General features: G+C 54.8%; 21 protein-coding genes. 12 read left to right on the top strand and 9 right to left on the bottom strand.

Features of this window, described 5'->3' with window-relative positions; translation table 11 throughout:
• Window positions 1-27: 27 nt before the first annotated feature.
• Both PUV47_RS14700 and PUV47_RS14705 read right to left on the bottom strand, forming a co-directional pair.
• The gene (locus PUV47_RS14700; RefSeq protein WP_274219335.1) at window positions 28-1,395 is read right to left on the bottom strand and encodes an ATP-binding protein; all 1,368 of its coding nucleotides are present in this window, start codon (window positions 1,393-1,395) and stop codon (window positions 28-30) included.
• Window positions 1,396-1,764: 369 nt separating this feature from the next.
• On the bottom strand, window positions 1,765-2,262 hold the full coding sequence (locus PUV47_RS14705; RefSeq protein ID WP_274219336.1) for an ATPase: 498 nt from the start codon (window positions 2,260-2,262) through the stop codon (window positions 1,765-1,767).
• Between the two features lie 314 nt (window positions 2,263-2,576).
• On the opposite strand from PUV47_RS14705, the gene PUV47_RS14710 reads away from it, so the two are divergent.
• Both PUV47_RS14710 and PUV47_RS14715 read left to right on the top strand, forming a co-directional pair.
• Window positions 2,577-3,488, top strand: a complete 912-nt coding sequence (locus PUV47_RS14710) for an MBL fold metallo-hydrolase (RefSeq protein ID WP_274219337.1) — start codon at window positions 2,577-2,579, stop codon at window positions 3,486-3,488.
• Between the two features lie 128 nt (window positions 3,489-3,616).
• A complete protein-coding gene (locus PUV47_RS14715; protein WP_274219338.1) occupies window positions 3,617-4,813 on the top strand; it encodes a MalY/PatB family protein in 1,197 nt (398 codons plus the stop codon).
• A gap of 56 nt (window positions 4,814-4,869) precedes the next feature.
• Here PUV47_RS14715 and PUV47_RS14720 read toward each other — a convergent pair whose 3' ends face one another.
• From PUV47_RS14720 to PUV47_RS14730, 3 genes are all read right to left on the bottom strand, one after another.
• Entirely contained in the window at window positions 4,870-5,766 is an 897-nt protein-coding gene (locus PUV47_RS14720; protein WP_274219339.1) for a DUF1499 domain-containing protein, read from the bottom strand.
• A gap of 65 nt (window positions 5,767-5,831) precedes the next feature.
• Complete coding sequence (locus PUV47_RS14725) at window positions 5,832-7,457, bottom strand: long-chain-fatty-acid--CoA ligase (protein WP_274219340.1); 1,626 nt, start codon at window positions 7,455-7,457, stop codon at window positions 5,832-5,834.
• Window positions 7,458-7,595: 138 nt separating this feature from the next.
• Window positions 7,596-8,315 (bottom strand): HAD family hydrolase, encoded by a 720-nt coding sequence (locus PUV47_RS14730; RefSeq protein WP_274219341.1) that lies wholly within the window; start codon window positions 8,313-8,315, stop codon window positions 7,596-7,598.
• A 507-nt stretch (window positions 8,316-8,822) separates the two neighbouring features.
• On the opposite strand from PUV47_RS14730, the gene PUV47_RS14735 reads away from it, so the two are divergent.
• Window positions 8,823-9,002, top strand: coding sequence for a hypothetical protein (locus PUV47_RS14735; protein ID WP_274219342.1), 180 nt, complete (start codon window positions 8,823-8,825; stop codon window positions 9,000-9,002).
• Window positions 9,003-9,058: 56 nt separating this feature from the next.
• Here the strand turns inward: PUV47_RS14735 and pdxH are convergent, their stop codons facing one another.
• Window positions 9,059-9,697: a pyridoxamine 5'-phosphate oxidase gene (gene pdxH / locus PUV47_RS14740; protein ID WP_274219343.1), complete on the bottom strand. Its 639-nt coding sequence runs from the start codon at window positions 9,695-9,697 to the stop codon at window positions 9,059-9,061.
• 180 nt (window positions 9,698-9,877) lie between these two features.
• Between pdxH and PUV47_RS14745 the strand changes: the two genes are divergently transcribed.
• A complete protein-coding gene (locus PUV47_RS14745; protein WP_274219344.1) occupies window positions 9,878-10,267 on the top strand; it encodes an RT0821/Lpp0805 family surface protein in 390 nt (129 codons plus the stop codon).
• Between the two features lie 198 nt (window positions 10,268-10,465).
• Complete coding sequence (locus PUV47_RS14750) at window positions 10,466-11,467, top strand: J domain-containing protein (RefSeq protein ID WP_274219345.1); 1,002 nt, start codon at window positions 10,466-10,468, stop codon at window positions 11,465-11,467.
• A gap of 59 nt (window positions 11,468-11,526) precedes the next feature.
• Here the strand turns inward: PUV47_RS14750 and PUV47_RS14755 are convergent, their stop codons facing one another.
• Genes PUV47_RS14755 through PUV47_RS14765 form a run of 3 tightly spaced genes read right to left on the bottom strand, consistent with a single transcriptional unit; the run spans window position 11,527 to window position 14,952 of the window.
• Window positions 11,527-12,393 (bottom strand): SDR family oxidoreductase, encoded by an 867-nt coding sequence (locus PUV47_RS14755; RefSeq protein WP_274219346.1) that lies wholly within the window; start codon window positions 12,391-12,393, stop codon window positions 11,527-11,529.
• A gap of 32 nt (window positions 12,394-12,425) precedes the next feature.
• A complete protein-coding gene (locus PUV47_RS14760; RefSeq protein WP_274219347.1) occupies window positions 12,426-13,154 on the bottom strand; it encodes a crotonase/enoyl-CoA hydratase family protein in 729 nt (242 codons plus the stop codon).
• 19 nt (window positions 13,155-13,173) lie between these two features.
• Window positions 13,174-14,952: an acyl-CoA dehydrogenase family protein gene (locus PUV47_RS14765; RefSeq protein ID WP_274219348.1), complete on the bottom strand. Its 1,779-nt coding sequence runs from the start codon at window positions 14,950-14,952 to the stop codon at window positions 13,174-13,176.
• Between the two features lie 160 nt (window positions 14,953-15,112).
• Here PUV47_RS14765 and PUV47_RS14770 point away from each other — a divergent pair, with 160 nt between their 5' ends.
• From PUV47_RS14770 to PUV47_RS14800, 7 genes are all read left to right on the top strand, one after another.
• Complete coding sequence (locus PUV47_RS14770) at window positions 15,113-16,102, top strand: L-threonylcarbamoyladenylate synthase (protein ID WP_274219349.1); 990 nt, start codon at window positions 15,113-15,115, stop codon at window positions 16,100-16,102.
• Between the two features lie 452 nt (window positions 16,103-16,554).
• Window positions 16,555-17,484 (top strand): histone deacetylase family protein, encoded by a 930-nt coding sequence (locus tag PUV47_RS14775; RefSeq protein WP_274219350.1) that lies wholly within the window; start codon window positions 16,555-16,557, stop codon window positions 17,482-17,484.
• 54 nt (window positions 17,485-17,538) lie between these two features.
• On the top strand, window positions 17,539-17,793 hold the full coding sequence (locus tag PUV47_RS14780) for an exodeoxyribonuclease VII small subunit (protein ID WP_274219351.1): 255 nt from the start codon (window positions 17,539-17,541) through the stop codon (window positions 17,791-17,793).
• 652 nt (window positions 17,794-18,445) lie between these two features.
• Window positions 18,446-20,353, top strand: a complete 1,908-nt coding sequence (dxs, locus tag PUV47_RS14785; RefSeq protein WP_413697788.1) for a 1-deoxy-D-xylulose-5-phosphate synthase — start codon at window positions 18,446-18,448, stop codon at window positions 20,351-20,353.
• A 119-nt stretch (window positions 20,354-20,472) separates the two neighbouring features.
• Window positions 20,473-21,876, top strand: a complete 1,404-nt coding sequence (locus PUV47_RS14790; protein ID WP_274219353.1) for an MFS transporter — start codon at window positions 20,473-20,475, stop codon at window positions 21,874-21,876.
• 469 nt (window positions 21,877-22,345) lie between these two features.
• A complete protein-coding gene (locus PUV47_RS14795; RefSeq protein ID WP_274219354.1) occupies window positions 22,346-22,831 on the top strand; it encodes a copper chaperone PCu(A)C in 486 nt (161 codons plus the stop codon).
• Window positions 22,832-22,838: 7 nt separating this feature from the next.
• Window positions 22,839-23,447, top strand: a complete 609-nt coding sequence (locus tag PUV47_RS14800; RefSeq protein ID WP_274219355.1) for an SCO family protein — start codon at window positions 22,839-22,841, stop codon at window positions 23,445-23,447.
• Window positions 23,448-23,549: the final 102 nt, after the last annotated feature.

Here is a 23,549-nt window from a genome sequence, read left to right on the forward strand (position 1 = left end):
AAGGCCTTGAAAACTCTAGGGTAATGATTAGGTTTCCAAGTCAGTTAAATGTTTTACAGCGCCCGGAATTAACACGGAAAATGAGGCCCCGGAACCTGGCTCACTCTCAATTTCCAAGCGAGCTCTGTGGCGCGTAAGGATGTGTTTTACAATAGCTAATCCGAGGCCGGTGCCCTTCATCTGACGGCTGGTTTCAGTGTCAGCGCGATAGAAACGCTCCGTCAATCTGGGCAGGTGCTCCTGATCAATTCCCGGCCCATAATCACGAACCTCGACGATCCAGCTGACGCCTTCCTGCCGCTCTTGATCCCTTTTAAGGGTCACGTCGACTCGCCCACCGCTGCCGCCGTACTTCAGAGCGTTCTCAATCAGGTTATCGATCACCTGCACAAGCTCGTCACGCTCGCCGCGCACATCAACCCGCTCATCAGGCAGGGATAAATTAACAGTAACACCCTGCTCTCGCGCAAGCGGCGCCAGTGCATCCGAGGAATGTTGAATCACATGACGCAAGTCCAACACTGATTCCGGTTGAACGTGCACCTTCATTTCAATGCGAGACAGAGACAGAAGGTCATCAATGAGCCGTCGCATGCGCTCCCCCTGATCCAACATGATCTGGAGAAAGCGATCTCTGGCCTGCGCATCTTCCCGAGCGGGCCCCTGCAAGGTTTCAATGAAGCCTGTCATTGAGGCAAGCGGAGTGCGCAGCTCATGGCTGGCATTGGCCACGAAGTCCGCACGCATACGTTCGAGGCGGCGTGATTCCGTAAGGTCCCGGATCACGACAAGTATTAGACCGGGTCGGGATTGGCCCGTTGATTGATTGCGCGTGCCGGACACAGACCACAGCGGAGCAATATGCGCTTCCAGCCAAAGCTCCATGGGCACCTTCTCAGACCACTCAATAATCTCGGAGGGGCCACCTTCGCTGACGCGGTCCAAAGCCTCCAGCAAGGAAGGCGCGCGAATGCGAAAGGAGAGTGGGTCACCGACGGCGATCATGCCGAAGCGTTTTTGCGCGGCCAGATTCACATAGCGCGTCGTTCCGCGGTCATCGACAACAAAGCAGGGATTCGGCAGCGCGTTCACCGCAGATTTCATGCCGCGATCCACGATCTCCTCGGCGGCACGCCGGGACGCCCCGCTTGGGGGCTTGAGAATTGTGCGGCTTTTCATGCCGCCCCCAATAATCACCGTGAACACCAGAGCAAAACCGGTGAAAGCAGCCCAGAGCGGCACATTGAATGCGACTTGAAACAGTCCAAACACCAGCGCAACAGCCAGCAGAACCCACCGAACATCGATGGTCTTTCTGTAAACTGTTTGCCGATTGAGCCGTATTCCAAGGGGCTCATTAGACAGCTGGGGACGCTCTGAATACTCTTCGGACATTTAAGACCAATTATTTTTTTAACGCACGACGGCTCGCGGTGGGACCGACAACTCGACGAGTAATTGCCGAAGCTTAGCAGAGCCTGCATGACATTCTCGCGACGAGAAAGCCAAATTTCGCAGGTCTTATACTGCTGATTTCGTAGGGTGTTGACGATCTTTACTCATTTTAGCCGCCAAACAATATTTTGCTCTACGCAATAGTATCTAACGTGCAAGACGAGACGCTTCGGAGCCTGTGAAATATAAACAGAATTTGATCAAACATGATAGCCAGCAAATAATCTCATGAAAAGCCGCGAAAAGACTCCAGCATCCGCCAGCACAACAAGATGACCGGCTAAATCTAGTTTTCAAACTGAGAAATGCTCAACGATCGTTCTGAATGCGCTTTTTGAAGCCCCTCAGAATGAAGGCCCACCCTGCTCCGGAGCTCATCGCCTCCAGATAGCCTGGCCACCCTTCGCCATACCGTTCGAAGTGAACATGTTTGACTTCGAAGCGCGTATTATTGCCTCCAGGCGCAAAGCGAAAGATGACTTCACCTGCTTCCTCTGGCAGGGGAATGAGCAGGCTGTTCGGGGAGATTTGCCAAGCAATGCGGAGCGAGTCACCGGGCAGCCGTTTAAGGACAGTGCCCCATATCAGACGGCGGCCATCCGGCAGGTCCTCAAAGCACAGCCCGCGCTCTCGTGCCTCCATGCCCACGACGCCTTGCCCCATCTCGGAGAATCGATACTCCATGGGCCACCAGCGATCGATTTCACGCTCGAACACCTTGAATGCCGTTTCAGGAGCACACGGGAGCAACATGTGATAGGTGCATTCTTGGCGACTGCCATGCATGAAGGACTGATGATCAGCCATGAGCATCTCCGACTTCTCCTCCAATTTTGATCGCCCCTGAGAAAGTAACCATCTAACAATTAAAGGTGGCACAAGACAGTTTGACTACACCAAGTGGCGAGCCCCGTCATTACGGTAAGGTCATTTCGTCCTACGCATTTCTCGGTATTCTTAACGCTTCACCAACGGTGCCGTGACGCATGCGCTCAGGTCTGCGCTGGCCAACGCAAAACAGCGCCCGCCAGCGCAAAAAATACGCCTTTCATGCAAACCAACGTTTAGTTGCGCTTGCCGCGCGCGCATTCTATGACTGCCCCAACTGGGGAGACGACAGAATGACAGAACTCACCTTTGACCGTGACTTCGATCCCGCCTACGGAAGCGCTGTGCAAGTTGCACCTCGGGTTCAACGCGTGACCTGCCAAAACCCTAGCCCGCTTACGTTTTTCGGCACCAACTCCTATCTGATTGGTGAAAATGAGGTCGCTGTTCTTGATCCCGGCCCCGAAAATGACGATCACTTGGCGGCTCTTCTTTCGGCTATTGGCGGGCGGCCTGTGAAGGCCATTCTGGTCAGCCACACCCATGTGGACCATTCTCCGCTCTCACGGAAACTGCAGGCCAAAACCAAGGCGCCAATTTTCGGTTGTCCCCCTCATATGCGTGCTGAAGCGTTTTCAGATATGCCCGAAAATCCCATGGAGGCGAGTGCTGATCTGGACTATCAGCCAGACCGAATCCTTGGCGAAGGCGAGCGTTTTCATGTGGATTCGCTGGAGCTGGAAGTAGTGCCAACTCCCGGTCATACCGTGAACCATTTGGCCTTTGCGCTCACCGAGCAGGACCTCCTGTTTCCTGCTGACCATGTGATGGCATGGGCGACGACGGTGGTCGCGCCGCCAGACGGCGCGATGGGCCTTTACATGAACTCGATCGAGCGCCTCTTGGAACGCCCGGAGCGAAGATACCTTCCTGCACATGGCGGCGAAATTGCAAAGGCGCATCAATACCTTGAGGGCCTGCGCGCGCACCGGCTCAGCCGGGAAGCCGCCATCATTGAGCGCCTGAAGGCGGGCGACAAGACCATTCCCGAGATGGTTGAAGTGATCTACGCCGACGTGGCGAGGAACCTTCACGGCGCGGCCGCCCTGAACGTTCTGGCTCACCTTGAGGAGCTGTGCGCACGCGGTGAGGTTGACTGCGAAGGCCCCATCTCTCTTGAGAGTTACTACCGCTTTCTGGCGTAAAACTCAGGCGTATTGCGAAGAGCCATGGCGGTTTTGTCGTGTTGAGGCCTTGGAAAAAAACAGCGCACCTTTTAGCGTTGATGGCTGAATAGTCTTTAACCCCCTTATCCCCCTAGACGTGGACATCCATGACCTTTGATTTTGATAGAATAATCGACCGTCGAAACACCAACTCCCTCAAATGGGATCTGATGGAAGCGCGTTATGGAGTTTCCAAGGACACCGGCATTCCAATGTGGGTTGCGGACATGGACTTTCTGCCGCCGGATGCTGTCAACGAGATGCTTCAGGCGAACGCGGCCCACGGCATCAACGGCTATTATGGAGATGAGAGCTCCTACCAAAATGCCATTGTATCCTGGTTGGACCGGCGCCATGGGTACACGGTTGATCCCGCTTGGATCACTACTGTCCCCGGAGTGGTTCCCGGTTATTCCCTCGCCATTCAGGCTTTTTCAGAACCGGGCGACGGCGTACTCGTGTTCTCACCGGTGTATCATGCATTTGGCCGTGCGATTGAGGCCAATGGCCGCAAAGTCGTAGAAAGTGAATTGGTTCAAAGGGATGGCCAGTATCACATGGACTTTGAAGGCCTTGCTGATCTGGTTGACGAGCGCACCAAGATCCTTCTGTTGTGCTCTCCGCACAATCCCGGCGGGCGTGTTTGGACCGAGGAAGAGCTACGCGAACTCTGCGACTTCTGCCTCAAACGCAATATACTTATCATCTCTGATGAAGTGCACCACGATCTGGTGTTCGATGGGCACCGGCATGTTGTGACGGCCACCCTGTCTGAGGAAATTGCAGCCAACACCATCACCTTTGCTGCTGCATCCAAGACCTTTAATCTGGCAGGTTTCATGACCGCTGCGGCGATCATTTCCAACCCGGAGATCCGCAGAAAATATGTAAGGCAGGTACATGCTTGCGGACTTGGGCCGAACCGGCTCGGCATTCTTGCAACCGTTGCCGCATACGATCATGGCGAGCTGTGGCTTGAAGCGTTACTCCCCTATCTCAAACACAATGAGGAAAGGTTCGCGGAGGGATTAGAGGCAGCTATTCCCGGCGCAAAAGTCATGCGGATGCCAAGCACTTACCTCTCCTGGGTCGATATGTCGGGCGTAGATTTGGAGTTCAAGGAGATCGTCAACCGGATCGAACAAGAAGCCCAGATCGCGACCAATCTGGGAGCAGCGTTCGGCAAGGGCGGCGAGCAGTTCATGCGCTTCAATCTGGCCTGCCCAACGAGCGTGGTGAAGGACGCACTCGGGCGCATTGAGCACGTGTTTGAAGACCTTCGCACGCAGGCCACAATCGGGTAACCTGTTGCGAAAACTTAAGAAAGAAGGCCGCTCATTGAGGGCGGCTTTTTTTTGTGCTAGTTCAGCGTGGGCTTCAAACCGGGTACAGGTGTGAAGTCTGAGATGGGATCTTCCTCGAGAAAGTCCGGCATTGGTCCGACATCGGACAGAGGCTCATCATCACTGACAGCCGCCTCAGCCTCGAAAACCGGTGTGACGCCGTAGGTTTCAAGCAGTACGCTGTCCAATAACTCCAAAAATTCCCGGATATGGCGCGCATTAGCGCCTAGGTCATGCTGACCGAACCGTGAAGCGGAGCGAATGTCCATCAACGCGCCAACACGGTCTGGCGTGATCCGCATGGAGAAGTCATCCTTGAAGGCAATTACAGGCGTTGTCACCTCCGCCAACAGCAAGGAAGGCTCATCCGCAAGATCAGGCGGCTGGTTGCTGACGATTTCCCATCCGAGACGGCCCATTGTTTCTTGCGCGGCACGGTGCAGTTCATGCGGCGAAATGCGGAATCTACGTGGCACTACATCCGGATAGCCGGTTTTTTGCAGGTCCTGATGCTGCGGAGTAAATCGATCGCTGGCTGTCGCGCCAATGGTAAGCGGAGGCGGGTTCACCATGTCGGTTGAGACGTCATTGATGTTTGGATAGGCAGAGGCACTCCAAACCCCAAAAGCCAATGGAACCAATGCAATACAGCCGTAAAGGAACCCCCAGAAGGCATTGGCGAAACCTTTTCCGCCATCGCGCCACAGATCAACCACCGCATAAAGGGACATAAGAATGCAGAGGCCAGCCAGCGCACTCCCAAACAACATCACGATGACGAGAGTGTTGGCGTTAATGAGTTCCCACCGGTGGGCAAGAACCGCAACGACAAGGGTGGGAATGGAAACAGCGCCGATCTGACGGCTTCGCCATGCGGCCTTGGAGATTCGCAATGGCAAGCGGCTGACAATCACCCTGTCTACTCCCTGTTCCAAGTCTTATGGGGCCCGGCAAAGACCGCGCCCCAATTTCTACAGGCTCAGACAGTCGGCAGTTCATACTCCCGGAACTGTTCACGAAGCGCCGTTTTCTTGATCTTACCGGTTGCCGTGTGTGGCAGCTCTTCTACAAACACCACATCATCCGGCATCCACCACTTGGCGATCTTACCCTCCATAAATGAAAAAATGCTATCCTTGGCAATCTCTTCCCCCTGTTTTGGTACGATGACCAGCAGAGGGCGCTCATCCCACTTGGGGTGATGAATGCCAATCACAGCGGCTTCCGCCACTTGTGGATGCCCAACAGCAAGATTTTCCAACTCAATGGAAGAAATCCACTCGCCGCCGGACTTGATCACGTCTTTGGAGCGGTCAGTGATTTGCATGTAGCCATATTCATCAATATGGGCAACATCGCCGGTGTCGAAGTAGCCTTCGTCATCGAGTGGATTTCCGCCCTCACCCTTGAAGTAGGACTTGGTAATGGCTGGCCCGCGCACCATGAGCTTGCCGTAGGTCTTGCCATCCCACGGCTGTCGGTTGCCTTCATCGTCCGTGATCTTCATTTCAACACCAAACGGCGCATGCCCTTGTTTTTCCTGAAGGTCGAGACGGGCATCCCCCTCCAGATGGGCCAGTTCCGGCTTGATGGAGCAAATGGTGCCCAAGGGGCTCATCTCTGTCATGCCCCATGCATGCATGACGTGAACGCCATACTTGTTTTCAAAGGCCTCCATGATCGTGCGAGGGCACGCGGCACCACCAATCAGAACACGCTCAAGATGCAGGAGTTCCTTGCCACTTTTCTCAAGGTACTGAAGCAGCATGAGCCAAACAGTCGGCACGGCCGCCGTGAAGGTTACCTTTTCGCTGTCCAACAATTCCCAAATGGCTTCGCCATCCATGCGCGCGCCCGGCAGCACCATTCCAGAGCCATTAAGAGCCGCAACAAATGGCAAGGCCCAACCATTGGCATGGAACATCGGCACCACAGGTAGAATGCGGTCTCTACTGCCCAGACCCATCATGTCTGGCAGGCAGCCTGTCATGGCATGCAAAATGTTGGAGCGGTGCGAGTACAGGACCCCCTTGGGGTTTCCTGTTGTGCCGGAGGTGTAGCACAGGCCTGCAGCTGCGTTTTCGTCCAACTCTAGCCAACGGAAGTCACTGTCTGCTGCGGCAATGAAGCTCTCGTACGCGACTGCCGGCAGATCCGTAGCTGGCATATGTGCATCATCCGTGAGAACAACGACCTTCTCAACCGTGTTCAGCTTGTCCCAAATGGCTTCAACCAGCGGAACGAAAGTCAGGTCGACAAAGATCATTCGATCTTCGGCGTGATTGATGATCCATGCAATCTGCTCTGGAAACAGCCGCGGATTGACCGTGTGGTAGATCGCTCCAACGCCCATGATGCCGAACCAGGCCTCAACGTGGCGGCTGGTGTTCCACGCGAGCGTGGCGATGCGGTCCCCCATTTTCACGCCACTCTGATCCAGCCTTTTGGCCAGCTGCAGCGAACGCGCCCGCAATTGAGCGTAGTTGACCCGGGTGATATCACCCTCAACCGAACGCGTTACAAACTCTCGATTTGGAAAATTCAGCGCTGCGTGGTCAATCAGTTTTGAACACACCAGTGGCCAGTCTTGCATGAGACCTAACATAGTTCCCCCCATATTGTATTGGACTGTCATGTTTCCGTTTACGGAACACTCTGCCAAGGGGAACTATGCTCTGTCTAGTCAAAGGCCCTTACCAAATGGGCGGATAAGAGACATTTATTTCAATTGCTTCGGACGTGATCAGAGGTTCAGCGCCATGTCCCGCAGGCCCAGAACCTGTTTCAGCCCAGCAAGAGTTGAAAGGGTCACGTCACTGTGGCCTTCAAATTCTTCCGCAGACAACACGCCCGTGGCAACACCAACGCGAACCATCCCCGCCTTGTGAGCTGCATGCATGTCATGAAGACTGTCGCCCACCATGGCGATGTGCTTTGGTTCAATGCCAACACGTTCTGCAAAGGCAAGGAGCTGCCCTGCTTCCGGCTTGGCGCCAAAGCCACTGTCAAAGCCAGCGATAAAGCAGAAGTAATCTGCAAGGCCAAGTTGTTTCAACTGAGAGATCGCCGATTCTTCGCTGCCGTTCGTCGCAAGACCAATAGGCAAGCCCGCCTGGTTGATCCGTTCCAACACCTCTTTCACATCTGGAAAAGCGGTAATGGTTTCGGCAGCCTTCTCAACGGTCCAACGTTCGATTTGGGAAACCAATTCCATGTCGCCCTCGCGCCCGAGCATTTTCAGCCAAGGCTTGCTCTGTTCAACGAGTGTGGTGACGCGGATTGGGCTGTGAGGGTGAAACGCTCCGGCGTGGAAATCATAGCCAGCTGCCTCACCCATTTCGTGCGCCAGAGCCTCATCTCCATCCGCGAGATTGAACAGCATGTACTTGTATGCCGGAGCCCATGTGCGATCCAGGTCGGTAAGGGTTCCGTCACGGTCAAAAACAATGGCTTTGATAGTCAAAGGGGCCTTCTTTCTCTTTGCGAGAGGTTGGTTTGAGTCTTGGATTGCGCGCGGCAGGATGTGCCACCAATGGCACAGCATTAAGGTAAGTCGGCGTCTGTGGATGAAACTACGGGTTCAAACCTACGGCTTGCCGTGGAGATGGTGTGCCCATCGGGCAACATCACGCGATCAATTGTCACTCAGGAAAATTCCCGATTCTGAGAAAGGTTCGCTTCAACGTGACACGAAGTCGCTCGCCGAAGGTCTAGGTCCTTGTATTTCCTTGCATACTGCCCCTCCCTCAGAATCTATTCCGTAAAGGTAATTATGTAAAACAACATATGTGGGAAACATAGACCGAGACATTCCGTCCTGTAGTTTCGTTAACCGGAATGGGTTCATCATGATCTTGCCTGATTTGGAGAGCATTCCTTTAGGTGGAACCCTATACACGAAATGACGCGGGGAACTGCACGCAGAAGATGCGGTCTCTCGCCAGCAGCAGAGTCCTGAGGGACAAAATAGATGGTTAGCGCACAAGCACTTGCACCGAAGAAATCCGAAAAGCCAGACCTCGACGCTTACTACAAGCCGGTCGGCATCAATGCCATCAATGCAGCAAGCTGCGACTGCTGCTGCTCCAAGGAAAAGAAGCAGACGTCCGCCAAGGATCGCAGCTTCGAGTATCCGCTCCCAACAGACTGATAAGTTCTAACGCAAGAGACAGTCCTCCACATGGACTGTCTCTTTGCTGTTTTAGATCACGGATAGAGGCGCTCTTTATCCCAACCGTCTTCCAGCGTTGAACGACGGAAGACGAACCGGTCGTGAAGGCGGAACGTTCTGTCGTGCCAGAACTCGATTTCGAGTGGCTCGACGCGGAAGCCTGACCAATGGTCCGGGCGCGGAATGTCGCCGATTGCGAATTTCGCGGCGTAGCGCGCCACTTCCTTCTCCAAAGCGAATCTGCTTTCCAGCGGCCGAGATTGCTTTGAAGCCCATGCTCCGATGCGGCTGCCGCGCGGACGGGACTTGTAGTAATCGTCCGCCTCTTCATCGGTCACCCGTACAACCGGACCGCGTACCCGAATCTGACGGCGCAGACTCTTCCAATGGAAACACAGGGCCGCTTTTGGGTGAGACAACAGCTCCTCCCCTTTGGCACTGTCGAAATTTGTGTAGAAAACAAAGCCCTTTTCATCAATTCCCTTCAAGAGAACCATACGGACGTTCGGCAGGCCGGTCTCATCAACCGTAGCGAGTGACATGGCATTTGGGTCATTGATCTCTGATTTCTCAGCTTCTTTCAGCCAATCCGCAAACAGTCTAAAAGGTATGTCCTCGTCATCCGGGTAACCTTTTGTAAACAAGTTTTCTAGATTTTCGTTTACATCGCTCATTGTTGTGTTCTCGCAGCTTTGGGCATGGATCTGTGAAATTCAGGCAATCACTAGATAAGCGTTTTAGAGAGGGCCGACGGTCCGATGCAAGTGTTGAAAGTTACTTATAGCAAACTGCGACAACTTAGCCAGATTGGTCTATGCGTGCTTTCGCTGCTTTTAGTGTCAGGCTGTTCACAGATGTCCTTCACCTTGGGAAACTCTGAATACACCGAGCCCAAGGACCTTACGGAGACACTTTCTTCGACCGAAGCCCAACCGGAAGCAGCAATAGATGGCACCGATCGGGATCTGATTACCTTAAAAATCGCCGAGGCTCTGCAGGAGAAGGAAAACGGTGTTTACACCGCAGAACCCGTCGCCTGGAACAATCCGCGCAGTGGCAACAGTGGCACCATAACCTCCATCTTCCAGATCGATGTTGAAGGCATGTCAGGCTGCGCCGACTTCATCACCAGTGCCAACACCGTGGGCGGTGTACGTGCCTATCATGGCCGAACCTGCCCAGACGGTGCCAACAACCAGAAAATAGTGCGTCTTGCCCCCTTCTCCAGCGGCGGACAAGGCTAATACTCTGGGATAGCGCCCGAACCAGCTGCAAACGGCTGCCTTTTCTTAACGAACTGGCTATACATCAGCTTGGCGACGGGCCTCTGGAGAAACTAATCATTGCTTCCTACATTGAGTAGTACTCTAATGCCTCCTGACAATCTGGCATGTGTACATGTGCGCACGCACACTTAACCCTTGTGTTCTGATGGCTGACCTATGAGAGATCCCTATTCCGTTCTCGGTATCGACAAGAAAGCAACTGCTGCTGACATCAAGAGCGCATTCCGAAAGCTGGCTAAAAAATATCATCCTGACCAGAACAAGGACAATCCGAAGGCTCAGGAGAAGTTTGCCGAAATAAACTCAGCCTATGAGATCCTTGGTGACGCGGAAAAGCGCGCCCAGTTTGATCGTGGCGAGATTGATGCAGATGGCAAGCAGCGCTTCTACAGCGGTGGCTTTGAAGGCTTCCATGGCTACAATGAAACGGCCGACCCTCGAGGTGGCTTTCGCTTCGATCAGGCCCGCGGTGGCGGTGGCGGCGGCGGCGGTTTCGACGACATTCTAAATGACATTCTCGGCGGTTTTGGCGGCGGCCGGCGGCGCAGTGCATGGAGCGGCAGCGCAGGCGCTGGTGACTTCTCTCAAACCGGCGCAGCAGGCGGCAAAGCGCGTCAGGCAAAGCGCGGCGCGGACGCAAGCATTGTGACCCGTGTTCCCCTGGAGGATCTGGTCCAGAACGGCAAGACCCGCGTCAAGCTGCCGAACAAGAAGACCGTTGAGGTCAAGATCCCACCGGGCACCCGTGAAGGTGACAAGATACGCCTCAAGGGCCTCGGTTTTGCGAGCGAGCCCGGTGGCCCTGCGGGTGATGCACTCGTTGAAATCCGGTTTGAGGAGCACCCAATCTACACCGTTGATGGCGATGACCTGCGCGTTGATTTGCCGATTGCTCTTTACGAAGCGGTGCTTGGTGCCAAAGTGAAGGTGCCGACGTTGGATGGTGCCGTGAATCTGACCATTCCTGAGTATGCCAGCGGCGGCAAGGTGATGCGCCTTCGTGAGAAGGGTTTGCCGAAGAAGTCCGGCGGACGTGGTGACATCTACATCACTTTGCGCATCAAGATGCCTGAGCGCCAGGACGACGAACTCAACACGCTCATGAAGGCGTGGAAGGAAGTTGCACCTTACAAGGCGCGCGGCCCTGAATACGATTAGGGCGCGGTCATGCCCCCCAAAGAAAAGCCCGCCGAGTTGGCGGGCTTTTTTAGTTTGACCTAGTCCTTGACGACCGCCTTTAACGAGGCGGGTGCCGGAATGTCATCTGGTACGAAGAAGTCCTGGAACAGATCCATCTCCGGGTTGACGCGGTACTGATCGAAATCAGTAACACCGGTGTCGGCCAGCAGGTTGTCATCGATGAAGAAGTTGCCTGAGCATTCTTTTGAGGAACGGTTGAAGATCTCATAGGCGGCGTCCGCCATGATTTGCGGCGTGCGGCTGGCCTGCATCATCTGATCGCCACCGAGCAGGTTGTTGACCGCAGCTGTTGCGATGGAAGTGCGCGGCCACAAGGCATTGACGGCAATGCCCTTGGGGCGCAGTTCCCCCGCAAGACCAAGAACCACAAGGCTCATGCCATATTTGGCTATGGAGTACGCGGTGTGGTTCTTGAACCACTTTTCCTGCATGTCGAGCGGCGGTGACAGCATCAAGATATGCGGGTTATCCGAGTTCTTCAGATAAGGGATCGCCAGCTTTGAGCACAATAGGGTGCCACGGGTATTGATTTGGTGCATGAGGTCAAAGCGCTTCATGTCAATCGCTTCAACAGGGGTCAGATTAATAGCGCTGGCGTTGTTGACCACAATATCGATGCCGCCAAAGGTTTCAGCGGTTTTCGCCATGGCTGCAGCGACGGACTCATCATCGCGCACGTCCACTACCAGTGGCAGAGCCTTGCCACCAGCCTTTTCGATTTGCTCTGCTGCGGTATAAATGGTGCCTTCCAGCTTTGGATGTGGCTCCGCCGTCTTGGCTGCGATGGTGACGTTGGCACCATCTTGAGCGGCCTTCAAACCAATGGCCAAACCGATGCCGCGAGAAGCGCCGGTGATGAAAAGTGTTTTACCCTTTAAGGACATTTGTCCCCTCCCTAAAAAAATAGTGCGCAGGACTACTTCTGCATGAACGCGATGAACGCCTGCTTGGCTTCCTCCGAGCGCAAGCGCTCGCCAAACAGGCCGATTTCTTCCGCAATTCGGGCTTCCAGAGGTGCTCTGTTGCCGCGCACCAAATCGCGAGACAGCTTCATTGCCTCAGCAGGCATCTGCGAAATGCGCGTTGCCAGTTCCAGCGCTTCCGTTTCGAGGTCTTCTGGAGAGACCACCTTGTTAACGAGCCCCGCTTCACGTGCGCGCTCAGCGTCGAACTTTTCGCCAAGACACAGCAACTCGAACGCGCGCTGATGCCCCATGATCGCAGGAGCCAGCAAAGTGGAACCCGCTTCCGGCACCAGACCGAGATTGACAAATGGCGTTTTGAAAGTGGCCTGAGTGGAGGCAACGACCATGTCACAATGCATCAGCATTGTGGTTCCCACACCGACGGCCAGGCCGTCGACGCCCGCAATTGTTGGCTTTGGCAGGTTCGGCAGAACCTTGAGAAACTCGGCCACCCAGCCACCAACTTCGCCACCCATTGCGAACTTCATGAAGTCGCCAATGTCGTTGCCAGAAGAGAACGCCCCTGGAACGCCCAAGATCAGATTACACCCGACAGTATCGTCATCACGGCTCAATGCCTCGGTGATGCCCTTGTACATATCTGAGGTGATCGCGTTCTTCTTTTCTGCGCGGTCCATCCGGATGACCTGAACCGCGCCCTTCATTTCGATGGTAATCATGTAGCAGCCCTTTCGAGGTTTAAGCGAATTCCGCCATATTGACCGAAAGTACGCCTTCGCCTGATTCAATCACGGCTTCCTTCAGGCCTGCTGTTTCACCGAGTTCTGTCTCTGCGAAGGCACGTGCCAGCTGTACACGACGTTTGTGGGCAAGTTCATCTTCCCCCTTAGACGCAATTGCGCCCTTGGCGAGCATTGCACCACCCAGAGTGAGGCCCGCAAGCTTCAGGAACGGAGTTGCACCAGCAAGGGCTTCGCCGGTTTTGCCCGCGCCTTGCGCCTCCAGAAGCCAAAAGGCTGCAGCTTCAAAGTCATCAATTGCGGACTTCAGCTTGCGAGCAGTATGGCCGAGATCAGAGGTGTTTTCTGCGCTCACGGCGGCTTCCACCTCACGCAGCTCTGCAACAAACGCCTTGAGGTGCTCACCGCCAGACAGAGGCAACTTGCGCATGACGAGGTCCATGGCCTGAATGCCGTTGGTCCCTTCATAGATTGGTGCAATACGCGCATCTCTGAGATGCTGGGCGGCACCAGTTTCTTCTACAAACCCCATGCCTCCGTGCACCTGAATGCCGATGGAGGCAACATCTACACCGATATCGGTGGAGTAACCCTTTGCGATTGGAGTCAGCAGACCAGCACGCTCGCTCCAGAACTTTTTCTGCTCTGGGTCTGTTGCGGCCTTCGCCATATCCAAGGCGTGGGCACAAGCGAAACAGATGGCACGGGCGACTTGTGCCTTGGACTTCATGGAAAGAAGCATGCGCTTGACGTCCGGCAGCTCAGCAATCGGGCTCATGCCTTCCTCAGTAGAGCCCGGTGCCTTGCCTTGACGACGCTCAAGGGCATAGGCCAGCGCTTCCTGGAAGGCGAGCTCTGCAATGCCAAGGCCCTGCACACCAACAGCGAGGCGGGCGTTGTTCATCATGGTAAACATGCAGGCAAGGCCGCGGTTTTCTTCACCAACGAGGTAGCCAATGGCGCCGCCCTCGTCTCCATAAACCATTGTGCAAGTTGGCGAGCCATGGATACCGAGCTTGTGCTCGACACCTGCTACACGGACGTCATTCAGCTCTCCAAGCGAGCCATCTTCGTTGACCATGTACTTCGGCACCACAAACAAAGAGATGCCGCGTGTGCCTGCAGGCGCATCCGGAAGGCGCGCCAACACAAGATGAACGATGTTGTCGGTCATGTCGTGGTCGCCATAGGTGATGTAGATCTTTTGGCCAAAGATCTTGTAGGTGCCATCCCCTTGAGGCTCTGCCCGCGAGCGCAGCGCACTAAGATCGGACCCCGCCTGAGGCTCAGTAAGGTTCATCGTGCCGGTCCACTCACCTGAAATCAGTTTTGGCAGGTAGGTGGACTTGAGGTAATCGGAGCCATGGGTTTCAATCGCCTCCACCGCCCCGATTGTCAGGGTCGGGCCGAGCGTAAAGGCCATGCTGCCGGAGTTCCACATCTCCATCACAGCCACATGAAGCATGTTGGGCAGACCCTGCCCGCCGAACTCAGGCGAACCCGTCAGCGAGTTCCAGCCGCCCTGATACCAGTTGGTGTAACACTCTTTCCAGCCCGGCGTGGTTTTCACCCACCCATCTACCAGCTTGGCACCATCCAGGTCGCCTTTGCGGTTCAATGGCGCGATCTCTTCCTCTGCAAACTTGGCTGCTTCAGAAAGAATTGCGTCCACCAGATCATCCGTCAGCTCTTCATTTCCCGGCATGCCCTGCAGCTGCTTGAGGCCGGTCACTTCTCTAAGGGTAAAAGCAATTTCATTAACTGGTGCGCGATACATTTTGTCATCCTCCCGAACAGCGGCTTGACGAAAAGCAATTTGCCCCCCAAAACGCCGCAGTTAACTCGTGTTGCCTCGGACATTAGTACGCTTAACCTTATCGTCAAGCTTTCCGCTGGGGCAGATACACCTCTACATTGGTCGAACTACGGATTAGAGTATGGAACGCTGGCGGCTGGCACCCTCAAACCTTGATTTTGAAAAGGATGAGAGATTTGCTCGTGTTTGCGAGGCATTAAAGGCTGGGCAACTGGTCGCGGTGCCTACCGAAACCGTTTACGGCCTTGCCGCAGATGCTACCAATGGACTGGCTTGTGCTGGCATTTATGAGGCGAAGGGACGCCCTCAGTTCAACCCGCTCATCTCCCATGTGGAAAGTGTAGAGGCTGCGCGTTTGCACGGTGTCTTCAATGAGGATGCTGACAAACTGGCAGCTGCCTTTTGGCCGGGACCACTGACCCTTGTGTTGCCGCGCCGCGAAACATCCAATGTAAGCACACTCGCCACAGCGGGTCTCGACAGCATTGCCATCCGCGTTCCCAATGCACCGATCATGCAGGCGCTTGCCCGAGCCACCGGCTGCCCTCTGGCCGCTCCAAGCGCTAACCTCTCCGGTCGCATAAGCGGCACGACAGCCGACGACGTGATCAACGACCTCGAGGTGCACCTTGCATTCATTATCGATGCTGGCGCAACCACAGTTGGGGTTGAGAGCACCATCATCTCCCTGATCGGGGAACAGCCAACCCTGCTGCGCCCCGGCGGCATTGCGCGCGAAGATGTTGAGAAGGTGCTGGGCAAGAAGTTGGTGCGGGCAGGTACAGATGATAGTGCCCCAGCAGCGCCCGGCATGCTGACATCCCACTACGCCCCAAGAGGCTATGTGCGCCTGAATGCCAGCGAAGTGTATGAAGGGGAAGCATTGATCAACTTCGGCTCAGCACAGTTGGCCGGTCAGGACAAGGCAGCGGCGGTCATCAATCTAAGCACTGAGGGCTCGCTAACTGAAGCGGCAAGTCGCTTGTTCATCGCTCTGCGGGAAGCGGACAAAGCAACAACTGTGGGAATAGCCGTCGTCCCCGTGCCAGAAGAGGGGCTCGGGGAAGCAATCAACGACCGCCTCAGTCGCGCTGCTGCACCGCGGACATGAACAACTCCACAACCTGCAAGAAACATCCCAACAAATAGCAATAGATAAAATTGTAATTACTGATCAGAACTATTGCAATAAGGCAACACCCACCCCAAAAATACGCAAATAACCTTAGATCACGCACGATAGTTTGACTTAAGACCTTCTCAGCGGTTCCCAAGTTAACCTTTGTTGTTTACCATCAAATACATGAAGTGAGCGATGCTGCGGACCTCCCCCACGAGCATGAAGGCATGCTCGCACCTTGGCCCGGGGCGGTGTGCGTACTACACGTCCCGGCACTTTCTTTCCTAGCGTTATCATACGGAAGACGTAGGGTTTTGTTTTGCAAAGCCCTCTCGGCAATTGGTCTAGACTGGCTCTAATCCAGCTGATCTGGAGTTGACAGATTGGTGACACTCTGGTGCTTCTAAGGACAATACTTAAGCCATGCTTCTTGGACAGGTCTATTGTCTACACTTTATCTGCATCATCCGAGTTTTCTGGAGCATCTGACGCCCATTGGGCATCCAGAACGCCCAGACCGCCTGCGTGCCATTGACCGCATTTTGGAAAATGAACGCTTTCAAACACTAGAGCGCGATCTCGCGCCGATTGGCCGTTTTATTGACGCAGCAAGGGTACACCCTTCTGCCTTTATCAATCGGCTGCACACGCTCTCCCCAGATGAAGGCCTCGTGCATATCGATCATGATACCACCATGTCGCCCGGCACATGGGAAGCGGCCATGCGCGGAGTTGGAGCCTCCTGCCAAGCGGTGAATGAGGTGATGACCGGCAAGGTTGTGAACGCCTTTGCCAGCATACGGCCACCGGGGCATCACGCCGAGCGCGCACGCGCCATGGGCTTTTGTTACTTTAACAATGCAGCCATTGCAGCGCGCCATGCCCAACAGGAACATGGGGCGGAACGAGTCGCCATCATGGACTTCGACGTTCACCACGGCAACGGTACACAGGAAATCTTCTGGGACGACCCCACGGTCATGTATACCTCAACTCACCAGATGCCACTCTACCCCGGCACCGGGCACAAGACCGAGTGCGGTGAGCATGAAACGATTGTCAACGCGCCAATGACAGAGGGTATGGGCAGTGACGAGTTCCGTGATGCCATGAATTCTGTCATTCTTCCCAAAATTCGGGCGTTTGAACCTGACCTTATCGTCATATCTGCAGGCTTTGACGCCCATGAACGGGACCCGCTGGGCGGCCTGCGTTTGAAAGAGGTTGATTTTGCCTGGGCCACCCAAGTCCTGATGGACATTGCCGACAAACACTGCGAGCGGCGCGTTGTGTCGCTGCTGGAAGGCGGTTATGATCTTGAAGGTCTTGCGCGGTCTGTCGCTGCGCATGTAATGACTTTGATGAACCAGTGAGAGTTTGACTCGGGCTGACATCACTTATGGCAATAAAAATCGGAAAGAGAATACGTGACGACAGACGAAAACGAACAGACCTCTGTTGAGGCTTTGTCTTTCGAAACAGCTCTGGCGCAGCTCGAAACAATCGTTCGCGACTTGGAACAGGGTAACGTGCCTCTGGAAAAGAGCATCGAGCTTTATACGCGCGGCGAAGCTTTACGCAAGCACTGCGACAAACTCCTCAAAGCTGCCGAGGCGCGTGTAGAAAAGATCCAACTTGATACGGCCGGAAAGGCCGCTGGCGTTGAGCCATTGGGCGAATAGTCTGGCGACGTGCCCTGAAAATTATCAAACCCGCTTCGGCGGGTTTTTTGATTCACCGTGCAAGATCGCGGGCCATATCGCACCCAGAAGAATCGATTCCTAATATATCCCCACGAAATTTGCATGCTAGCTACAGGTCAACAACTTTGAGCTGCACCCGCTTAGGGGACTGGAGCACAAGACTTAAATTGGCCGACCAAAGAAATCGATAACAATGATTCAGCTATAACGGCATTCATTCATAAATTAATCATATAACCCACGTAAACGATTCATGTATACGGGTATGTTATTGATAGTGCTCTAGTGAAATGAAATGCTGGAAAGCATGGTTTCTGGGGCTTAGACAAAAAAAAGAGGGCCGCGTAAAAACACGGCCCTAAGTCGATCACTGTGCACGTGGCCCCATCGACCACGGAGAATGGGATAAGCGGTTTTACGACAAAATGCATCACCCTACGGGGTGAGATCTCCGCAATTTCCGATAGAACTCCCAAAATTTAAGTAATCTAACCAAATTGACCAATATTTCACCGCCCCTTGCCTAACTTGAGTGCGTGAACCTATCTAATAATTGCCTGCGTTAAACGACTATTGTAAGCGTGGAGGTCGAAGACGGGCATCAATAAAGACTCAAGTACCGGTGACAAGAATGAAATTTCCTTTGCTCGACAGCATCTCCAGTCCAGCTGATCTGAAGCACATTCCCGAAAACAAACTGCGGGATCTCGCGGACGAGCTGAGAGGTGAGTTGATCGACGCAGTTTCGGTGACCGGTGGTCACCTGGGCGCCGGCTTGGGTGTTGTTGAGCTGACGCTCGCCCTTCACTACATCTTCGACACGCCGAAAGATCGCTTGATCTGGGACGTGGGTCACCAGTGCTATCCCCACAAGATTTTAACGGAACGCCGTGACCGGATACGCACACTGCGTCAGGCTGGCGGCCTGTCTGGTTTTACTAAGCGCGCAGAAAGCGAATACGATCCGTTTGGCGCAGGACACTCCTCAACGTCTATCTCTGCCGGGCTCGGCATGGCTGTGGCGCGAGACTTGTCCGGAGACGACAACAACGTGATCGCTGTCATTGGCGATGGTGCCATGTCCGCTGGCATGGCCTATGAAGCCATGAACAACGCCGGAGCGTTGAAGAGCCGCTTGATCGTGATCTTGAACGACAACGACATGTCGATTGCTCCACCAACCGGCGCCCTGTCGGCCTCCCTCGCCCGCCTCGTGTCCGGGAAGACCTACACCTCTATCCGCGATGTAGCCAAAAATCTGGCACGCGCACTGCCAAAGCCGCTTCAGGAAAAGGCCGCTCTGGCTGAAGAATATGCTCGCGGCTTCCTGGCGGGTGGAACCCTGTTTGAAGAGCTTGGCTTCTATTACGTTGGTCCAGTTGACGGCCACAATCTGGATCATCTGCTACCGATCCTGAAGAACGTGCGTGATGCGCAAGATGGACCCATTCTGGTGCACGTTGTCACCCAGAAAGGCAAAGGCTACCTGCCTGCAGAAAGCGCGAGCAACAAATATCATGCCGTTGCGAAGTTCGATGTGGTCACCGGCAAGCAGTCCAAGCCAAAGGCGAACGCGCCCAGCTACACCAAGGTGTTCGCGCAAAGCCTCATTGAAGAAGCCAAACGCGATGACAAGATCGTCGGCATCACAGCCGCAATGCCAGATGGAACTGGCATGGACCTGTTTGGCCAAGCGTTTCCGAAACGGACTTTTGATGTCGGAATTGCCGAGCAACATGCAGTGACTTTTGCTGCAGGCCTTGCCACGGAAGGGTACAAGCCGTTTTGTGCGATCTACTCTACGTTCTTGCAACGCGCCTATGATCAGGTGGTCCATGATGTGGCCATTCAAAAGCTACCGGTCCGTTTCCCAATTGATCGCGCTGGTCTTGTTGGTGCCGATGGCGCGACCCATGCGGGGTCTTTCGACACAGCCTATTTGAGCTGCCTGCCCGGTTTTGTGGTGATGGCTGCAAGCGATGAAACCGAACTCATGCATATGGTGGCAACCGCAGCTGCTTATGACGAAGGGCCGATCTCCTTCCGCTATCCTCGTGGAGAAGGCGTCGGCATGGAACTGCCAGACCGCGGCACCGTGCTTGAAATTGGCAAAGGTCGCATCGTCAAGGAAGGAACCCGCGTAGCCCTCCTCTCCTTCGGCACGCGCTTGCAAGAATGTCTGGACGCCGCCGAGAACCTCGACGCAGCAGGCTTGAGCACAACTGTTGCAGATGCACGCTTTGCAAAGCCCCTGGATGTTGACCTTCTGCGCCAGCTTGCCACCAACCACGATGTCCTGATTACGATTGAAGAAGGCTCTATTGGCGGTTTCGGCAGCCATGTGGCGCAGTCGTTGGTGAACGCAGGCTTGCTGGATCGTGGCCTCAAAGTGCGCTGCATGACGCTGCCAGACACCTATCAAGACCACAACAAGCCAGAGATCATGTACGCAGATGCGCAGCTCACTTCCGCAGGCATCATGAAACAGGTATTCGAGGCCTTGGGGCGTTCCGAGGAAAGCTCTGCAAAACTGGCATAAACTCTTTCCCGATGTGATCCCGCACTTGATTGTCATCGAGCTTTCTGGCTCGATGCGCCGACGTAGTATACTCATCTCCTGTTTAGTTGAAACGAACTAACGTTCCTGAAAGTTTGCCCATGGCGCAGCTACTGGTCCCGATCGGCGCATTGCTGATCTCAGTGGTCCTCATTCTTGCCGGACATGGCTTGAGTTCCACCCTGATCCCACTTCGCGCGGAACTGGCTTCCTTCAGCGACTTCTCGATCGGTCTGATCTCATCGTCGTTTTACATCGGCTATGTTGCTGCCTGTTTTTACTCTCACAATTTCATCATGCGGGCGGGGCATATTCGCACGTTTACGGCCCTTGTTTCCATCATGTCGGGCGCGGCCCTGCTGCATCCGCTGATCGTTGATCCAGTTTGGTGGTTTGCCTTCCGTTGCCTTACAGGCTTTTGCTTTGCTGGTATGAACCTTGTCGTCGAGAGCTGGCTGAATGAACGGACAAGCAACGAGAACCGTGGCGCGGTGATGTCGATCTATGTTGTGCTCACCTTCCTGGCGGTTATTGTCGGCCAGCTGAGCATGATCGGCTTCGATATCGCAACCTTTGCGCCCTTTGCTGTTGCCTCGGTGCTGGTGAGCATGGCCGTGGTGCCTGTCGCCATGACCAACGCGACCCAGCCCGCACCGCTCGCAGTCGTCAGCTTTAACCCCATCAAGCTCTACAACACCTCCGCGATTGCGCTGTTCGGGTGTTTGTTGATCGGTCTTGCCAACTCCTCCGTCTGGACGCTGGTACCGCTCTACGCGTCTCAAATGCAGTTTGGAACCAGCCAAGTAGCTTACCTCGCCGCAGCCGTAGTTGTTGGCGGCGCAGTCATCCAGTGGCCAGTGGGACGCCTTTCAGACAAGGTCGACCGCCGCTTGGTGATTGTTGGTCTTGGCATTGCCTCTGCGGTGACCGCGGCAATGCTGTTCTTCATTCCGAGCCCTGCCTTCGCCATCACCATGGTGGTTTTCATCTTGCTCGGCATGGCCACTCAGCCAATTTATGCCGTTATCGTTGCCCACGCATTCGACCATACGGCAGCAGACGAGTACGTGCAGACCTCCTCCGGCATTTTGATGGCTTATGGCGTGGGCTCAATCGTGGGCCCTATTGCCGCCTCCGCCTTGATGGTTTCCATCGGCCCCGGCGGCCTTTTCGTTTGGGTTGCCGTTGTTGAGGTGGTGCTGGTGCTTTACGTGGTGAGCCGCCTGTTTGTGCGTCCAGCCGTGGAAGAAGCCGACAAGACAGACTTCGAATTCACGTCGACTGCAAACGTTGGTGCCACCATCACACCAGAACCGCTTGACCCTGAAGCCGACAACGTTATCGCGCCGGAAGAATTCCCCGCCTATGACGGCGAGGATGCGTTGGCAGCCGATGAAGCCATGTCCATTTCCACCGAAGAAGAGGGCGAGTACTTTGTTCAGGACTTCCATAATCCTGAGCAGGAGTTCACCCCTGTTGAACAAAAGGAAGATGGACAGGCCTAGCCAAAATTGCTTATATCACCGCCATGGTGAGGACTCCGGGTTTCCTGCAACAACTGCGACTTGAGCGCAAGCCTCTCGCGATACTGGCGGGGCTGGCTCTCGCAGCACGCGTGTTGCTGTTGTCTCTCGGGGTCATAAGCGCATCCGACCCAGCTCTTGCCGGTCTGGGGCACCTATGTGCCCCTTCCGGATATTCAGCACAAACGCCTGTTTCTGATCAGGAGCCCACAGCAGATTTATGTCTGTGCGGCGTCTTGTGCGCGCAAAACACCGCGAGCAAGCTCTTCACGCATCTCAGCGACCTTCCTGTCGTTCAAGCTGGTGCGGTTAAAGTTGCTGGAACGCTAGCGCCACCACAGAACCACAGCACCTTTGAGAAGCCGTTTTCCCACTTCAGCATTCGTGGCCCACCTTTGGCTGTTTGATCTCCTTAAACCAACGACCAGATCAAACACTCAAGGAAAAGACCATGTTGAACCTGAAAACCGCTGGCATTGCGCTGGCGCTCGCACTTTCACCTCTGTCGTTTGCACAGGCCCATGATATCAAGCTAGGCGAGGTATCCATCTCCAACGCTTGGACCCGCGCCACCCCGCCTAAGGCAAAAGCTGGTGGCGGCTTTCTGACCATTACAAATGGCGGTTCGCAAGCCGTTGTGCTCAAGAGCGCAGCTTCCGATGTGGCCAAGCGTACCGAAATTCACGAAATGGCGGTTACTGACGGCATCATGAAGATGCGGGAGATGAAAGATGGCCTCTCAATCGCTCCAGGCGAAACACTGGAGCTGAAACCTGGCGGCTACCACGTAATGTTCATGGGTATTCATGAAGCATTCACCGAGGGTGAAACGGTATCGGTAACGCTCATGTTTGAACCGGGCGGCCCGGTTGACGTTCAGATGCCTGTTCACAAAATGGGCGTCAAGTCTGCCATGAAGCACCATTCAACTCATTGAGGTCGCCATGAAAACGTCTCGGATTATCCGTTACACAGCTTGGGCAGCAGTCGCTGCCCTCGCCTTTGCGGTCGCCGCTGTTTCCCTGATCAGCTGGCGCTCTGACAGCACAATTCCCATGGCACCGGTCGCCAACATTGGTGGCCCCTTTACGCTTGTGAACGGGGAAGGCAAAACCGTCACGCAGGAAGACCTGAAGGGCAAACCATCGCTCATGTTCTTTGGCTTCACCTATTGCCCGGATGTGTGTCCAACCACCCTCTTTGAAATGCAGGGCTGGATTGAGGAGCTGGGTGCGGAAGCAGACAAGCTGAACTATGTTTTCGTCAGCGTTGACCCGGAACGCGACACACCTGAGGTCATGTCCGATTATGTCTCTGCATTTGACAGCCGGATCACCCCGCTCACAGGTACACCTGAAGAGATTGCTGAAGTGGTGAAATCTTATCGAGTGTATGCGCGCCGGGTTGAATTGGACGATGGCGATTACACCATGGACCACACTGCGGGCGTTTACATGATGAACCCAGCGCAGGAGTTTCTTGGCACAATCAGCTATGGCGAACCCCACGACGCAGCCGTCGAAAAGATTCGCAAACTGATTGAGCAAGGCTAAACAGCAGCTCACCTAAAGAGCGCGGTTGTCTGGTATGGCTCTAAAAGTCAGGCCCCAAACCTCTCAATTGGCCGGGGTCTGGATACCTAACCCATGGCTTGC

This window comes from Pseudovibrio exalbescens (assembly GCF_028737195.1).
GTDB classification, from domain to species: domain Bacteria; phylum Pseudomonadota; class Alphaproteobacteria; order Rhizobiales; family Stappiaceae; genus Pseudovibrio; species Pseudovibrio zosterae.

Coding starts and splice junctions, on each gene's coding strand:
- PUV47_RS14725 (WP_274219340.1), bottom strand. CDS start 7,457: ATGTTAGGTCTCATGCAAGACTGGCCACTGGTGTGTTCAAAACTGATT.
- PUV47_RS14710 (WP_274219337.1), top strand. CDS start 2,577: ATGACAGAACTCACCTTTGACCGTGACTTCGATCCCGCCTACGGAAGC.
- PUV47_RS14790 (WP_274219353.1), top strand. CDS start 20,473: ATGGCGCAGCTACTGGTCCCGATCGGCGCATTGCTGATCTCAGTGGTC.
- PUV47_RS14795 (WP_274219354.1), top strand. CDS start 22,346: ATGTTGAACCTGAAAACCGCTGGCATTGCGCTGGCGCTCGCACTTTCA.
- PUV47_RS14700 (WP_274219335.1), bottom strand. CDS start 1,395: ATGTCCGAAGAGTATTCAGAGCGTCCCCAGCTGTCTAATGAGCCCCTT.
- pdxH (WP_274219343.1), bottom strand. CDS start 9,697: ATGAGCGATGTAAACGAAAATCTAGAAAACTTGTTTACAAAAGGTTAC.
- PUV47_RS14770 (WP_274219349.1), top strand. CDS start 15,113: ATGGAACGCTGGCGGCTGGCACCCTCAAACCTTGATTTTGAAAAGGAT.
- PUV47_RS14765 (WP_274219348.1), bottom strand. CDS start 14,952: ATGTATCGCGCACCAGTTAATGAAATTGCTTTTACCCTTAGAGAAGTG.
- PUV47_RS14800 (WP_274219355.1), top strand. CDS start 22,839: ATGAAAACGTCTCGGATTATCCGTTACACAGCTTGGGCAGCAGTCGCT.
- PUV47_RS14760 (WP_274219347.1), bottom strand. CDS start 13,154: ATGATTACCATCGAAATGAAGGGCGCGGTTCAGGTCATCCGGATGGAC.
- dxs (WP_413697788.1), top strand. CDS start 18,446: ATGAAATTTCCTTTGCTCGACAGCATCTCCAGTCCAGCTGATCTGAAG.
- PUV47_RS14745 (WP_274219344.1), top strand. CDS start 9,878: ATGTCCTTCACCTTGGGAAACTCTGAATACACCGAGCCCAAGGACCTT.
- PUV47_RS14750 (WP_274219345.1), top strand. CDS start 10,466: ATGAGAGATCCCTATTCCGTTCTCGGTATCGACAAGAAAGCAACTGCT.
- PUV47_RS14715 (WP_274219338.1), top strand. CDS start 3,617: ATGACCTTTGATTTTGATAGAATAATCGACCGTCGAAACACCAACTCC.
- PUV47_RS14735 (WP_274219342.1), top strand. CDS start 8,823: ATGGTTAGCGCACAAGCACTTGCACCGAAGAAATCCGAAAAGCCAGAC.
- PUV47_RS14755 (WP_274219346.1), bottom strand. CDS start 12,393: ATGTCCTTAAAGGGTAAAACACTTTTCATCACCGGCGCTTCTCGCGGC.
- PUV47_RS14705 (WP_274219336.1), bottom strand. CDS start 2,262: ATGGCTGATCATCAGTCCTTCATGCATGGCAGTCGCCAAGAATGCACC.